This is a genomic window from Kaistia sp. MMO-174 (assembly GCF_037147815.1).
GTDB classification, from domain to species: Bacteria; Pseudomonadota; Alphaproteobacteria; order Rhizobiales; family Kaistiaceae; genus Kaistia; species Kaistia nematophila.
In genome coordinates, this window is the sequence record NZ_JBBCUO010000001.1 from 209,446 (window position 1) to 222,852 (window position 13,407).

14 protein-coding genes are annotated in these 13,407 nt (G+C 65.9%); 8 read left to right on the plus strand and 6 right to left on the minus strand.

Features of this window, described 5'->3' with window-relative positions; genetic code table 11:
* Positions 1–3: 3 nt before the first annotated feature.
* The 3 genes from WFK98_RS00820 to WFK98_RS00830 all read right to left on the minus strand — a co-directional run bounded on the left by WFK98_RS00820 (position 4) and on the right by WFK98_RS00830 (position 3,246).
* Positions 4–849 carry a carbohydrate ABC transporter permease gene (locus WFK98_RS00820; RefSeq protein WP_266340588.1) on the minus strand — a complete coding sequence of 282 codons (846 nt, stop codon included), beginning with the start codon at positions 847–849 and terminating at the stop codon, positions 4–6.
* A gap of 1 nt (position 850) precedes the next feature.
* The gene (locus WFK98_RS00825) at positions 851–1,753 is read right to left on the minus strand and encodes a carbohydrate ABC transporter permease (protein WP_336798955.1); all 903 of its coding nucleotides are present in this window, start codon (positions 1,751–1,753) and stop codon (positions 851–853) included.
* 164 nt (positions 1,754–1,917) lie between these two features.
* Positions 1,918–3,246 (minus strand): extracellular solute-binding protein, encoded by a 1,329-nt coding sequence (locus WFK98_RS00830; protein ID WP_266340695.1) that lies wholly within the window; start codon positions 3,244–3,246, stop codon positions 1,918–1,920.
* Between the two features lie 168 nt (positions 3,247–3,414).
* Here WFK98_RS00830 and WFK98_RS00835 point away from each other — a divergent pair, with 168 nt between their 5' ends.
* The 8 genes from WFK98_RS00835 (at position 3,415) to WFK98_RS00870 (ending at position 11,134) form a co-directional block, all read left to right on the plus strand.
* Positions 3,415–4,206 (plus strand): IclR family transcriptional regulator, encoded by a 792-nt coding sequence (locus WFK98_RS00835; protein WP_266340586.1) that lies wholly within the window; start codon positions 3,415–3,417, stop codon positions 4,204–4,206.
* A 101-nt stretch (positions 4,207–4,307) separates the two neighbouring features.
* Positions 4,308–5,138 carry an amidohydrolase family protein gene (locus WFK98_RS00840; RefSeq protein WP_336798956.1) on the plus strand — a complete coding sequence of 277 codons (831 nt, stop codon included), beginning with the start codon at positions 4,308–4,310 and terminating at the stop codon, positions 5,136–5,138.
* A gap of 161 nt (positions 5,139–5,299) precedes the next feature.
* Entirely contained in the window at positions 5,300–5,629 is a 330-nt protein-coding gene (locus WFK98_RS00845) for an L-rhamnose mutarotase (protein WP_266340584.1), read from the plus strand.
* An 81-nt stretch (positions 5,630–5,710) separates the two neighbouring features.
* Positions 5,711–6,790 carry a Gfo/Idh/MocA family protein gene (locus WFK98_RS00850; RefSeq protein ID WP_336798957.1) on the plus strand — a complete coding sequence of 360 codons (1,080 nt, stop codon included), beginning with the start codon at positions 5,711–5,713 and terminating at the stop codon, positions 6,788–6,790.
* 102 nt (positions 6,791–6,892) lie between these two features.
* Entirely contained in the window at positions 6,893–7,453 is a 561-nt protein-coding gene (locus WFK98_RS00855; protein ID WP_266340582.1) for a MaoC family dehydratase, read from the plus strand.
* 7 nt (positions 7,454–7,460) lie between these two features.
* Positions 7,461–8,618 (plus strand): CaiB/BaiF CoA transferase family protein, encoded by a 1,158-nt coding sequence (locus WFK98_RS00860; protein WP_336798958.1) that lies wholly within the window; start codon positions 7,461–7,463, stop codon positions 8,616–8,618.
* 143 nt (positions 8,619–8,761) lie between these two features.
* On the plus strand, positions 8,762–9,901 hold the full coding sequence (locus WFK98_RS00865; RefSeq protein WP_336798959.1) for an extracellular solute-binding protein: 1,140 nt from the start codon (positions 8,762–8,764) through the stop codon (positions 9,899–9,901).
* 195 nt (positions 9,902–10,096) lie between these two features.
* Positions 10,097–11,134 carry a substrate-binding domain-containing protein gene (locus WFK98_RS00870; protein WP_336798960.1) on the plus strand — a complete coding sequence of 346 codons (1,038 nt, stop codon included), beginning with the start codon at positions 10,097–10,099 and terminating at the stop codon, positions 11,132–11,134.
* A 4-nt stretch (positions 11,135–11,138) separates the two neighbouring features.
* Here the strand turns inward: WFK98_RS00870 and WFK98_RS00875 are convergent, their stop codons facing one another.
* The 3 genes from WFK98_RS00875 to WFK98_RS00885 all read right to left on the minus strand — a co-directional run bounded on the left by WFK98_RS00875 (position 11,139) and on the right by WFK98_RS00885 (position 13,381).
* Complete coding sequence (locus tag WFK98_RS00875) at positions 11,139–11,813, minus strand: amino acid ABC transporter permease (protein WP_266340578.1); 675 nt, start codon at positions 11,811–11,813, stop codon at positions 11,139–11,141.
* Between the two features lie 13 nt (positions 11,814–11,826).
* Complete coding sequence (locus WFK98_RS00880) at positions 11,827–12,495, minus strand: amino acid ABC transporter permease (protein WP_336798961.1); 669 nt, start codon at positions 12,493–12,495, stop codon at positions 11,827–11,829.
* A gap of 67 nt (positions 12,496–12,562) precedes the next feature.
* Positions 12,563–13,381 carry a transporter substrate-binding domain-containing protein gene (locus WFK98_RS00885; RefSeq protein ID WP_266340576.1) on the minus strand — a complete coding sequence of 273 codons (819 nt, stop codon included), beginning with the start codon at positions 13,379–13,381 and terminating at the stop codon, positions 12,563–12,565.
* Between the last annotated feature and the right edge of the window lie 26 nt (positions 13,382–13,407).

Genomic DNA, 13,407 nt, shown 5'->3' on the forward strand with positions numbered 1-13,407 from the left:
AAATTATCCCTTGACGCCGCCGAAGGTGAGACCGGCGATCAGATGTTTCTGCACGATGAAGGTCAGCAGGAGCGCCGGCACGATGATGATCACGGCCATGGCGCACATGCCGGTCCAGTCGACCGTGAACTGTGCGGTGAAATCCATCAGCCCGACCGGCAGCGTCTTCGACGCCGTGGTCCGGGTGAGCTGGGAAGCGAGGGCGAACTCGTTCCAGGAGGTGAGGAAGGCGAAGATGCCGGCCGAGGCGATGCCCGACTTGGCGAGCGGGAACTCGATCTTCCAGAACGCCTGCCAGCGGGTGCAGCCGTCAACCTGGGCGGCCTCCGAGAGAGACAGCGGGATCTGCCGGAAGAAGCCGTCGATCAGCCAGATCGTGAACGGGATGTTGAGCGCCAGATAGACCAGGATGACGCCGAAATCGGTGTCGATCAGGCCGACGCGGCTCCAGATCATGAAGACCGGCAGCGACAGCGAGATGCCCGGCACCGTGCGCGACAGCATCAGCCACAGGAAGGCGACGTTCTTGCCCTTGAAGCGGTAGCGGGCGAAGGCGTAGCCGCCCATCATGCCGATCAGCACGGCGAGCACGGTGCTCGTCACCGAGATGATGACCGAGTTCAGGAAGTAGCGGGCGACGGGAATGCCCTGCTGGTTCTCGGACAGGCCGAGGATCGCGCGGAAATTGTCGAGCGTCCAGCGTTCGGGGATCCAGACCGGGGGACGGGCCATCACCTCGACGTTGTCGCGGAAGGCCGTCATCACGATCCATAGACCAGGGATGCAGATGATCGCCATGACGATGAACACGGCGAAACGGATCAGCCAGCGCTGCCAGGAGCGTTCCATATCAAGCCACCCCGCCCATGGTGCGTCGCGCGGCGGCGAGCTTGCGGAAGAAATAGACGGTGAAATAGACCGACAGCAGGATTGAGGCGTAGGACATGGCGTTGGCCATGCCCATGCGGGCGTCCTGGTAGCCGGTGCGGGCGATCAGCGTCCACAGCAGCTCCGTGCGTCCGGCCGGGCCGCCATTGGTAATGATCTTGACCATGTCATAGGCGCGCGCCACGTCGAGCGAGCGGATGGCCATGGCGATGTAGACGAAGGGCATCAGGTAGGGCAGCGTGATGTGGCGGAAGACCTGCCACGGATTGCAGCCGTCCACCTTGGCCGCCTCGATCGGATCGCGCGGCATGGCCATCAGGCCCGCCAGCAGCAGGATCGCGAAAATTGGCGTCGACATCCAGACCTCGGCCATCAGGATGGCGAGGTTGGCGGTGACCGGATTGACCAGCCACGGGATCGTCACGTCCGACCAGCCGAGCGACTGGATGGCGTTGTTCACCAGGCCGACATTGTCGTTGAAGATGTACTTGAACTGGAAGCCGACGAGGATCGGCGAGAACATCATCGGGAACATCATGATGGTCCGGATGATGCGCTGGCCGGCGGTCAGCTTGTCGATCAGGAGAGCGATGCCGAGGCCGATCACCAGTTCCAGATTGAGCGCGACCGTCAGGAACACCACCGTGCGGCCGAAGGCCCACCAGAAGTCGACGTCGGTGAGCAGGCGCTGGTAGTTGCGCCAGCCGACCCACTGCCAGAGCGAGGCGGGCTGCACCAGGCGGTAGCCCGTGAAGCTCGTATAGAGCGAGAACAGGAGCGGCAGCGCCACCACCAGCGCGATGATGACGAAGGCCGGCATCAACAGCAGGAGAGGAGGCGAGAGCCGGCTTCGGAAGAAACGCATGGAAGGATTCCGTGAGCCGTTGAACGGGCGGGACCGCGAGGTCCGGGTCTTCTGTGCCCGCTCTCCGCTCGGGGAGTTCTGGGCGGCGGGAGCAGCCACGACGGCGCGCCCTGAAACAAAACCTCGCCCGCGAGCGGGCGAGGTTCATTTGGGTCAGTCAGGGTCTACTGGAGGACGCCGGCGTCTTCCATGATCTGCGTCGCCTTCTTGGCGGCGGTATCGAGCGCCTCCTGGGCGGTCTTCTGGCCGACGATGGCGGCCTGCAGTTCCGGCCAGATCACGTTCGACACTTCGATCCACTGGGGGATCAGCGGCGGCGTGCGGGCTTCGGCGAGGGACTTTTCCCAGACCGCGAACATCTCGGCCATGTAAGGCGTGTCGCCCTTCTTGAACTCCTCGACGACGTCGGTGAACGCCTTGGTCCGGGTCGGCAGGTTGCCGGCGCGGGCTTCGAGCATTTCCGAATCGTAGTCGGTCAGGAAGGTGATCAGGCTGGCCGCGGCTTCCTTGTTGTCGCAGGCCTGGGTGATCGAGAAGGAGTGCGAGCCGGACCAGCCGCCGCGCTTGCCGGCGGTGCCGACCGGCGACAGGGCGAAGCCGACCTTGCCGGCGACCTTGGACTTGGCCGGGTCGTTGTAGAAGGCGGCGAAGCCGGGCCAGTCGAGGTCGACGGCGAGGGTGCCGGCGGCGAAGGCCTGGCCGATGTCGTCCCAGGTATAGTTCACCGTGCCGGCCGGGACGGCCTTGGCGTTGTAGATGTCGATGAACCACTGCAGGGCGTCGACGCCGGCCTGCGAGTTGAAGATCGGCTTCCAGTTCTCGTCGAACATGTCGCCGCCATTGGCGCGCACGATCTCCATGAACCGGCCGGTCATGCCCTCGTCCTTGCCGGCGAAAGCCGTGCCGTAGAGGTTCGGCGGGCTGGCGAAGAAGATGATCTGCTGCTTCAGCTCGTCGAAGGTCTTCGGCGGAGCGAGCTCGGTGCCGAACTTCTCCTTGTACTTCGCCTTGTTGTCGGCGTTCTCGTACAGCTCTTTCTGATAGTAGAGGTTCGAGACGTCGGTGACGCGGGGCAGCTGCACGAGGCGGCCGTCGACCATCGAGGCAGCCAGCGTGCCGGGGACGTATTCGTCCAGCGTCGCCTGCGGGATCAGCGTCTTCAGGTCGACGTAGAGATCACCGTACTGCGGCGCGAAGCTGGTGTGGTTGGAGCCGACGCACCAGGTGATCGTGCCGGAAGCGATGTCCTGCTTGATCTCGCGGTCGAGCTCGAAATGGTTCTTCGACGAGACGATCTCGACCTTGGCGCCGGTCGCCTTCTCCCATTCGGGAATGCGCGTGTAGAGCTTCTCGTACTGCGTGCCGCCGACGAGCTTCACCTTCAGCGTATAGCCGGGGAAGGAGCCCCAATTGGCAGCGTCTTCAGCCGAAGCGACTGCGGTCAGCGCGCCAAGAGCCGCGCACGAAAAAAGAGCGGCCTTGATGCCGCGCATAAAATTCATGTGTCGAATTCCTCCCAGAAGGCGCCCGAACCGCTTTGGTTTGAGGCCTGTCGCATTCTCCACTACTGAATGGAGCATTCGTATATAAGCGAAATTGACTGGATCGAGTCAATGTCTAACTTGTCGGGGCCGGGCCGCTGGCCCATGGGGAGGCGAACCATGCTCGACGACGCGAACGACCGATATCGCGCACCCGCCCTCGACAAGGGGCTCGACATTCTTGAACTGCTCGCGGCCACCGACGAGAGCATGACGCAGGCCGAAATCGCCAAGGCGTTGAACCGTTCGCCGAACGAGATCTACCGCATGCTCGACCGTCTCGTGCGGCGCAGCTACGTCGCGCGCGTGCATGGCGACCGCTATGAACTGACGCTGCGGCTGTTCGCGCTCGCCCATCAGCACGCCCCCGTGCGCCGGCTCGTCAGCCAGGCGCTGCCGGTGATGCGGCAGTTCTCGCGCGATTCGGAGCAGGCCTGCCACCTCGCCATCTACGACCGCGGCCGGGTCGTCGTCGTCGCCCAGATGGATGCGCCAAGCTATTGGAGTTATTCGATTCGCGTCGGCGCGCGGGTCAGTCTCTACAACACCGGCTCCGGCCATGTGCTGCTCGCCTTCGCGACGCCCGAGGAGCGGACGATGATGGAGGCCGAGCGCGAGGAGCAGGCCGAGGACAAGGGGCGGCCGGACAATCTCGACGAGCGGCTGGCGCAGATCCGCCGGCGCGGCTTCGAATCGACGCCGAGCGCCCAGTCGCAGTCGGTCTACAACCTGTCGGTGCCCGTGCTCGGCGCCAACGACACCGCGCTGGCGGCGCTGACCTGTCCGTTCCTGCCCCGCATCGATCGGCCGAACGCGCCGAACATGCAGGAGGCCATGGATATCCTGCTCGCCGCCAGCCGCGACCTGTCGCATGTGCTGGGGCGCGGCGCCGTCGAGGCAGGATCGCCGTAGCGGGACCGGCAGGCGAGCTTGCCACGCGCCGGCTTGGCGTGAATGATGAGCCCACATATGAATGGACCGGAATCCGAGAAGTCCGGCCGGAGGAGATGCGCATGCGGATGATCGATACCCACCTGCACCTGGTCTACCAGGAGCGGTTTTCCTACCCCTGGCTTGGCGGCGCACCGAAGCTCAACCGCAATTTCACCATCGAGGACTACCTGCCGCAGGCGAAGGCCGCCGGCATCACCGACATGATCCACATGGAGGTCGACGTCGCCGAGGCGGATATCGAGCCGGAGACTGCATTCGTGACCGGCCTCGGCCAGGGCGTGATTGGCGCGATCGCCGCCTGCCGCCCAGAGAGCGCTGAGTTCGCCGCCCAACTGGAGCGCCTTGCCGCCAACCCTAAGGTCAAGGGCCTGCGCCGGATCCTGCACCAGTCGCCGGACGAACTGGGTCAGCGCCCGATCTTCGCCGACAACATCAAGCGGCTCGCCGCGCACCAGCTGACCTTCGATTTCTGTGTGCTGCCGCACCAGATCCCGATCGCGATCGCCATCGCCAAAGCGGCGCCGGACGTGCAGTTCGTCGTCGATCATTGCGGCGTCCCCAACGTCAAGGACAAGGCGTTCGAGCCCTGGCGCACGAACATGTCGGCGATCGCGGAACTGCCGAACGTCGCCGCCAAGATCTCCGGCGTCATCGCCTATGGCGACCCGGTCAACTGGACCGTGGACGACCTGCGTCCCTTCGTCGAGCACACGATCGGCGCCTTCGGCTGGAACCGCGTGGTCTGGGGCTCGGACTGGCCTGTCTGCACGCTGACGGCCGATCTCGGCCGCTGGGTCGCCGCAACGCATGAGATCATCAAGGGCGCCAGCGACGACGAGAAGGCCGGCCTGCTGCACCGCAACGCCGAGCGGATCTATCGGCTGGATTGATTTCGAGCCCTCCGCCGTCATCCCGGGCGAAGCGAAGCGTAGATCCGGGATCCATGCAGCCGCCGTCTGCCGGGGCTGGAACGGATCCTCGCTTGCGCAGGGATGACGATCGGAGAAGCTTGGCAGCCGAGCTTAAAACAACGGACAGGGGAGAAGATCACATGCAGCGCATGGGAAATGTCATCGGCCTGCAGGACGGGGCGATCGAGGAATACAAGCGCCTGCACGCCGCCGTCTGGCCGGGCGTGCTCGCCAAGATCGCCGACTGCAACATCAGGAACTATTCGATCTACCTGAAGGAGCCGGAAAACCTGCTCTTCGCCTATTTCGAATATCACGGCACCGACTTCGCCGCCGACAGCGCCAAGATGGCCGAGGATCCGACGACGCAGGAATGGTGGTCGGTCTGCATGCCGCTGCAGAAGCCGCTCGAGACCCGCAAGGAAGGCGAGTGGTGGGCCGGCATGGAAGAAGTCTTCCATATCGATTGAGGAACACCCTCACCCCGACCCTCTCCCGCCAGCGGGAGGGGGACAGAACGGCGCGCCGCCGCGCCAATCGAGGATCCATCCATGACGTCGTTCGACCCCGCATCGCTCGTTCAGGCCTGGCCGCTGCCGACGGCGCCCCGGCCCATCGTGATCATCGGTGCCGGTGGCATCGTCAATGACGCCCATCTGCCGGCCTATGCGCTGGCGGGCTTTCCCGTCGCCGGCATCTTCGATCGCGACGTCGGCCGTGCCAAGGCGCTGGCCGAGCAGTGGGGCGTGCCGTTCTTCCGCACGCTCGACGAGGCGGTGGCGGCGCGCGACGCGATCTTCGATCTCGCCACGCCGCCGGCGGCGCATCTCGAGATCATGCGCCGCCTGCCCAAGGGCGCGACGGTCCTGATCCAGAAGCCGATGGGACGCGACCTCGACGAGGCGACGGCGATCCTCAATCTCTGCCGCGAGCGCCAGTTCAAGGCCGCGGTCAATTTCCAGCTCCGCTTCTCGCCGATGATGCTGGCGGTGCGCGACGCGCTGCAGCGCGGCCTGCTCGGCCGGCTGGTCGATGTCGAGATGCATCTGAACCTCGTCACGCCCTGGCACCTGTTCCCGTTCCTGAAGGGGATGTCGCGCGTCGAGATCGCCGTGCACTCGATCCACTACCTCGACCTGATCCGCGGCATGCTCGGCAATCCGACCGGCATCCATGCGCGCACGCTCGGCCATCCCGGCAACGAACTGGCGCAGACGCGCACCTCGGCCATGCTCGATTTCGGTCCCGATGTCCGCTGCACGCTGTCGGTCAACCACGACCATGATTTCGGCCGGAAGTTCCAGGACGCGACCTTCCGCTTCGAGGGCGACCAGGGCGCGGCGTCGGTCAAGCTCGGCCTGCTCCTGAACTATCCGGCGGGGGAGCCGGACGAACTCTGGATCACGGCCGCGCGCGGAGCCGACGCCGACTGGCGGCAGGTGCCGCTCGCCGGCGGCTGGTTCCCGAATGCCTTCGCCGGCGTGATGTCGAACCTGCAGCGCTTCTCGGCCGGCGAGGACGACAGCCTCGTCACCTCGGTCGAGGATGCCTGGCACACTATGGCGCTGGTCGAGGCGGCGTTCCGCTCGGCTGCCGAGCCGGCAACGCCGGTGCCGCAGCAGCCCGGATAGGGCGGCGCGCGATCAAATCAATCAATCCATCTGCGGGCGGAAACTTTATTTGCAGATGAGCGATCGATTGATATATGAAGTGACTGAGGGACGGAGACGACTATGACATCAGAGGAATTCGCGCCGACCGTCGGCGTGAGTTCGACGCATCCCAAGGACATGCCGAAGGATCACGCCGACCTTCCGGTCTGGAATGCGGAGAACTGGCTCTATGAGGATTGGCCGGTAGGCCAGAAGATCCGCTCGCTGCGCCGCACGATCGGCGAGGGCGAGTCGCATCTCTTCAACACGCTGGTCACGGACATCCATCCCTACGTCCAGGACCAGATGTTCGCCGAGACCGAGGGCGTGTTCGGCCGCCGGCTGGTCGCCGGCGCCTTCGTCTTCTCGGCCGGCCTCGGCCTCGTCGCGACGAACTGCGTCAACGCCTTTTCCTATGGCTACGACAAGCTCCGCTTCATCAAGCCGGTGTTCATCGGCGACACGATCTACACGATCCGCACCAATCTGGATAAGCGCCCGAAATACCAGGAAATGGGCCTGATCCGCGCTTCCTATGAAGTGTTCAAGGGCGAGGGCGAGCTGGTGCTCTATTGCGAGCATCTGCAGACCGTTCGCTACCGTGACGCAACCGCCTTCGCCGATCAGGTCGAGAAGAAATAGGCCAAGAATGTCCAAGTCCGATTTGCCGCTCGACGGCCTGCTCGTCGTCGATCTCAGCCAGTTCCTGTCCGGTCCCTATTGCGCGCTGCGGCTGCTCGATCTCGGCGCCCGCGTCATCAAGATCGAGCGCCCGGACGGCGGCGATCTCTGCCGTCGCCTGTATCTGACCGACACCGAGATCGGCGGCGACTCCACGCTCTTCCATGCGATCAACCGCAACAAGGAGAGCTATGCCGTCGACATGAAGAACCCGGTCGAGCTGGAGAGCCTGAAGAAGCTGCTCGCGAAGGCCGACGTCGTCATGCAGAATTTCCGCCCCGGCGTGATCAACCGCCTCGGCCTCGGCTACGAGACGATCAAGGAGATCAATCCCGACGTCGTCTATGGCTCGATCACCGGCTATGGCGACGAGGGTCCGTGGGTGACCCGCCCCGGCCAGGACCTGCTGGCGCAGGCGCGTTCCGGCGTCACCTGGCTGAACGGCGACGAAGGGCAGGGGCCCGTGCCGTTCGGTCTCGCCATCGCCGACATGCTGGCGGGCGCCGCGCTGTGCCAGGGCATCCTGGCGGCGCTGGTCCGGCGCGGCATTTCCGGCCAGGGCTCGCATGTCGAGACCAGCCTGATCGAGGCGCTGGTCGACTTCCAGTTCGAGGTGCTGACGACGCACCTGAATGACGGCGGCCGCAAGCCGACCCGCGCCAGCTTCCGCAGCGCCCATGCCTATCTTTCGGCGCCCTACGGCATCTATCCGACCCAGAACGGCTTCCTCGCCGTCGCCATGACGCCGATCCCCAAGCTCGCCGACCTGCTCGAGATGCCGGAACTCGATCTCTATCGCGACACGCCGAAGAGCTGGTTCTCGGAACGCGATGCGATCAAGCGGCTGATCGCCAACCGCCTCGCCACCGAAACGACCGAGCATTGGCTGTCGATCCTGGAGCCGGCCGACATCTGGTGCGCCAAGGTCTTGGAGTGGCCGGAACTGCTGCAGAGCGAGGGCTTCACCTCGCTCGACATGCTGCAGACGGTCGAGCGCGCCGACAATGTCCGCGTCGTCACCACGCGCTCGCCGATCCGCGTCGACGGCAAGCGCCCGCCGCTGTCGCGCGCCGCGCCGCGCATCGGCGAGCACACCGAGGACATCCGGGCCGAATTCGGCCTGTGACGGGAGATTGGCGGCCTTCCGAGCCTGAGGGATCGCAGGCCGTCGCAGGAATTTGAGGAAGACGGGCCGGTTCGCCGGCCGCCATTTCAATGCCAGCCGGGATCCCGCGCCACGCCGCCGATCCGGTTCGAGGGGGAAGAGATATGACCAAGCCGATCACGCTCAAGGGCATGACCTGGAGCCATCCGCGCGGCTACGACCCGGTCGTCGCCTGCGCCGAGCTGTATCTGAAGGAAACGGGCGTCCAGGTCGAATGGGCCAAGCGCTCGCTGCAGGATTTCGAGAGCTTCCCGGTCGAGGAGCTGGCGCGCGCCTATGACCTGATCGTCATCGATCATCCGCATGTCGGCCAGATCACCAAGGAAGGCTGCCTGGCGCCGCTCGACGTCGCCGGCCGCGAGGCCGAGCGCGAGGCGCTCGCCGCCGGTTCCGTCGGCGCGTCCTATCGCAGCTACACCTGGCAGGGCCATCAGTGGGCCTTCCCGATCGATGCCGCGACGCCGGTGCTCGCCTATCGCCCCGACCTGATCGACACGCCGCCGACGACCTGGGACGAGGTCCTGGCGCTCGGCGCCGGCAAGGTGCTGGTGCCCTTCCGCGCGCCGCACTCGCTGATGAGCTTCTATTCGCTCGCCGCCAATCTCGGCCATCCCTGCGACGTCAGCGGCGAGGGCGACCTGATCGACCCGGCGACCGGCGTCCGCGTCTACGAGCTGTTGCAGAGCCTTGCCGCCAACGGCATGGCCGATTTCGACAGCGATCCGATCCAGGTGTTCGAGAAGCTGGCGGCGGAAGGCTCTGAAATCGCCGTGGCGCCGCTGCTCTATGGCTATGTCAGCTACGCGACCGACGGCTTCCGTCCCAATCGGCTCGCCTTCGCCGACATGCCGGTGCTGGGTGCGAACGGCCCGGTCGGCTCGGCGCTCGGCGGCACCGGCATCGCCGTCTCCGCCTATTCGCAGAACCGTGACGCCGCGATCGATCTCGCCTACTGGCTCGCCAGCGCCGACGTGCAGCGCGGTCCCTATGCGTCGAATGGCGGCCAGCCCGGCCATGCCACGGCCTGGGAGGCCCCGGAGGTCAACGCCCCGACGCACGGCTTCTACGAGAACACCCGGCCGACGCTGGAGGGCGCCTGGCTGCGTCCGCGCCACAATGGCTACATGGCGTTCCAGGACGCGGCGTCGAAGCGCATCAATGTCGCGCTCCAGGCCGGCGAGCCCGGCGCCGCGCTGATCGCCGAGCTCAACCTGCTGTTCCGCCAGAGCTTCGCCAACGCCTGATATCGAATGGCGGGGCCGGCCCTGGCCGGGCCCGCCATCGACGGTCCAGGGATATCGGGAGGCGGCAACACCTCTCGATGGCCGTCTCGCCGACCCTCGCGGCCATTGCCAAGTCATCCGATTCCGAAACGCCGTAAAACGCTTTAAGATCGAAACTTGTGCCGAGTCTGCGGCCGGCGAGGGGAGCGAGTTTCGATGGCGGATTCCAGCAGGCGCAATCCCAGCAAGCCGCGCATCAGCATGAAGGAAATCGCCCGCCGGGCCGGCGTCGCGCCGATGACCGTTTCGCGGGCGCTGGCCGATCCCGACAAGGTGTCGCCCGATACGCGCGCCCGCGTGCTGGCGGTGATCGAGCGCGAGGGCTTCATCCGCAACCAGATCGCCTCGGCCATGTCGTCGACGCCGAGCCGCCGCCGCATGCTGGGCACCATGGTGCCACCGCTGATCAATTCCGGCATCGCCGAGCAGGTTCAGGGCATGTCGGACGCCTGCCACGAGGCGGGCTACCAGCTTTTGCTGATCCAGGGCGCCTTCGATCCCGAGGCCGAGGAGAAGGCGATCCGCGCGCTGCTCGGCTGGCAGCCGGCCGGACTGATCCTGCAGGCCTTCGTCACCTCGGATTCCGCCCGCCACCTGCTCGCCGTCGGCGAGGTGGCCGTGGTCGAGATCAGCGAGATTCGCGGCCACGAGCCGATCGACATGGCGGTCGGCGTCTCGAATTTCGACACCGCCTATGCCATGACCCGCCATCTGATCGGCAAGGGCTATCGCCGCATCGGCTTCGCCTCGACGCCGGTGCACGGCAATGACCGCCTGCAGCAGCGCCGCATCGGCTATCGCCAGGCGCTGGTCGATCACGGCCATGTCTATCCCGGCGGCCTGGAGATCGAGGTGCCGATCACCGCGCAGGGCGGCGCCGCGGCGCTCGTCGCCTTGTCGGCCCGCGATCCGGAACTGGATGTGCTGTTCTGTTCGTCGGACACGCTCGCCATCGGCGCCGTGCAGGAGTGCCACCGGCGCGGCTGGAAGATACCCGGGCGGATGGCGATCGCCGGCTATGGCGACATGGACCTTGCGGCCGAGCTCTATCCGCGCCTCACCACGCTCCGGATCCCGCGCTACCAGATGGGGCGGCGCGCCGTCGAGCAGATGCTGCGCCGGTTGAAGGGGGAGCCGGAGCTGCCGCGCATCGTTCCGATGGAATTCGAGATCGTCGAGCGCGAGAGCGCCTGAGCGCTCAGGCGAGCGCCGCGCGGCCGCGTCCTTCCACTTCGAGCCGCCGTTCGAGGCGGCGCGCGATCAGCGACATAGGCCAGCAGAGCGCAAAGTAGATCAGCGCCACCGAACCGAACACCAGCATCGGCTCGAAGGTGACGGTGTTGATCATCGTCGCCGTGCGGGCGAGCTCGGTCAGGCCGATCAGCGACGCGACCGAGGTGGTCTTCACGATCTGCACCATGAAGCCGACCGTCGGCGGCAGCATCAGCTTCAGCGCCTGCGGCAGGATGACGAGGCGCAGGGTCGCCAGATGGCGCAGGCTGAGCGCCTTCGCCGCCTCCCACTGGCCGCGCGGGATCGCCTCGATCGAGCCGCGGAAGATATCGCCGAAAAAGGCGGCCGCGTTGAGCGAGAAGGTGATCGCCGCCGCCGTCCAGGGATCGGGGCTGAGGCCGATGAAGGCGGTGCCGTAATAGGCCATGAACAATTGGATCAGGATCGGCGTGCTCTGGAAGAAGCGGATATAGCCCGCCGCCAGCATCCGCACCGGCCGCCTCGCGCTGATGCGAAGCGCCGCGACGACGAGGCCGAGCGCGCCGCCGCCGGCAAAGGCGATCAGCGACAGCAGGATGGTCCAGCGGGCCGAGAACAGCAGGAAGCTGAATTCGCCGAAGCCGAATTCGCGCAGGTTCATCGCCCGGCCCTCCCTAGATCTTCCAGCGGAAGAAGATGCGCGAGAAACCCTGGAAAAGCAGGCCGAACGCCTGCACCAGGACGAAGTAGATGATGGCGACGGCGATATAGACCTCGAAGGAGCGAAAGGTCTGCATCACCATGTTGTTCGCGATCGCAGTCAGTTCCTCGGCAGCGATTGCCGAGATGATGCTGGTGCCGAGCAATTGCAGGATGAACTGGCCGCAGAGCGCGGGATAGACGGCGCGCAGCGCCTGCAGCAGCACGACGCGGCGGATGATCTGGATCGGCCTGAGGCCGAGCGACTTCGCCGCCTCGATCTGCCCGGCCGGGATCGACTGGATGCCGGCGCGCAGGATCTCGGTCGCATAGGCGCCGAGATGGATCGACAGCGCCAGGATGGCCGCCTGGCTGCTGGAGAGCTTCAATCCCAGGAAGGGCAGGGTGAAGAAGACGAAATAGAGCTGGATCAGCAGCGGCGTGTTGCGGATCAGCTCGACATAGGCGGCGACCACGGCGGAGAGCCAGCGCGGCCCGAAGCTGCGCGCCACCGCGCCGAGCAGTCCGATGGCGAGGCCGAGAACCATCGAGGTCGCGGCGAACCAGACGGTCAGCCAGGCGCCGTGGATCAACTCCTCCGAGCGGATCAGGATCGGGCCGAACTGGAAGACGTAGCTCTGCATGAGGGCCGTCCGATCGCATGCCGGGAGATCCGGACGGGAGCCGCGAACGGTCCCGCCCGGGAGAGACTCAGAATACCGGCAGCGGCGGCAGCGGGGTGTTGCGGTACTTCTGCGACAGCTGTTCCAGCGTGCCGTCCTGCTTCAGCGTGAAGATGAAGGTGTTCAGCCAGCGCAGAAGGTCGGGATTGTCGCGCCGGACGCCGACGCCGAAATAGAACGTCTTCAGGATGTACTTCATCTCGAAGTCGTCGCCCTTGGCGCTCTTCTTCAGGTAGATGTCGCCATAGTCGCCGCCGCCCATGGCGTCGATCTGGCCCGAGACCATGGCCTGCAGCAGCGAGGCATAATCGTCGAAGCGCAGGATCTCGATGCCGGGATTGGCCTTGGCCGCCTCGGTCAGCAATCCGTCCTCGCCGGTGCCGCGCGTCAGCCCGACCTTCTTGCCGACGAGGTCGGCCGCGCTCTTGATCGGGGTCGATTTCGGCGCGATCACCACCGCCGATTGTCCGGCATAGGGGATCGAGAAGGCGACCTGCAGGGCGCGCGGCGCGGTGATCGAGAAGATCGACACCACCATGTCGGCGCGGTTGGTCAGGAGCGCCGGGATGCGGCCGGGCGAGGTGACGGTGACGAACTCGACCGGCACGCCGAGCCCTTCGCCGATCTTCTTGGCGAATTCGATGTCGAAGCCGGCCGGCTGAAACTGCTCGTCGATCATGCCATAGGGCGGCGTCGTCGTGTCGATGGCGATTACCACCTTGCCGCGCGAGATGATGTCGTCGATCGTCTCGGCGGCGGCCTCGCGCGGCGCCGTGGCGAGAAGCAGCGTGGACAGGACCATCGCGGCGCAGCCGGCGATGACCGTCTTCAAGCGAGCCTTGAGCATCGATTCCCTCCCTGATGCGCGGACGA

Coding starts and splice junctions, on each gene's coding strand:
- WFK98_RS00820 (WP_266340588.1), bottom strand. CDS start 849: ATGGAACGCTCCTGGCAGCGCTGGCTGATCCGTTTCGCCGTGTTCATC.
- WFK98_RS00825 (WP_336798955.1), bottom strand. CDS start 1,753: ATGCGTTTCTTCCGAAGCCGGCTCTCGCCTCCTCTCCTGCTGTTGATG.
- WFK98_RS00830 (WP_266340695.1), bottom strand. CDS start 3,246: ATGCGCGGCATCAAGGCCGCTCTTTTTTCGTGCGCGGCTCTTGGCGCG.
- WFK98_RS00835 (WP_266340586.1), top strand. CDS start 3,415: ATGCTCGACGACGCGAACGACCGATATCGCGCACCCGCCCTCGACAAG.
- WFK98_RS00840 (WP_336798956.1), top strand. CDS start 4,308: ATGCGGATGATCGATACCCACCTGCACCTGGTCTACCAGGAGCGGTTT.
- WFK98_RS00845 (WP_266340584.1), top strand. CDS start 5,300: ATGCAGCGCATGGGAAATGTCATCGGCCTGCAGGACGGGGCGATCGAG.
- WFK98_RS00850 (WP_336798957.1), top strand. CDS start 5,711: ATGACGTCGTTCGACCCCGCATCGCTCGTTCAGGCCTGGCCGCTGCCG.
- WFK98_RS00855 (WP_266340582.1), top strand. CDS start 6,893: ATGACATCAGAGGAATTCGCGCCGACCGTCGGCGTGAGTTCGACGCAT.
- WFK98_RS00860 (WP_336798958.1), top strand. CDS start 7,461: ATGTCCAAGTCCGATTTGCCGCTCGACGGCCTGCTCGTCGTCGATCTC.
- WFK98_RS00865 (WP_336798959.1), top strand. CDS start 8,762: ATGACCAAGCCGATCACGCTCAAGGGCATGACCTGGAGCCATCCGCGC.
- WFK98_RS00870 (WP_336798960.1), top strand. CDS start 10,097: ATGGCGGATTCCAGCAGGCGCAATCCCAGCAAGCCGCGCATCAGCATG.
- WFK98_RS00875 (WP_266340578.1), bottom strand. CDS start 11,813: ATGAACCTGCGCGAATTCGGCTTCGGCGAATTCAGCTTCCTGCTGTTC.
- WFK98_RS00880 (WP_336798961.1), bottom strand. CDS start 12,495: ATGCAGAGCTACGTCTTCCAGTTCGGCCCGATCCTGATCCGCTCGGAG.
- WFK98_RS00885 (WP_266340576.1), bottom strand. CDS start 13,381: ATGCTCAAGGCTCGCTTGAAGACGGTCATCGCCGGCTGCGCCGCGATG.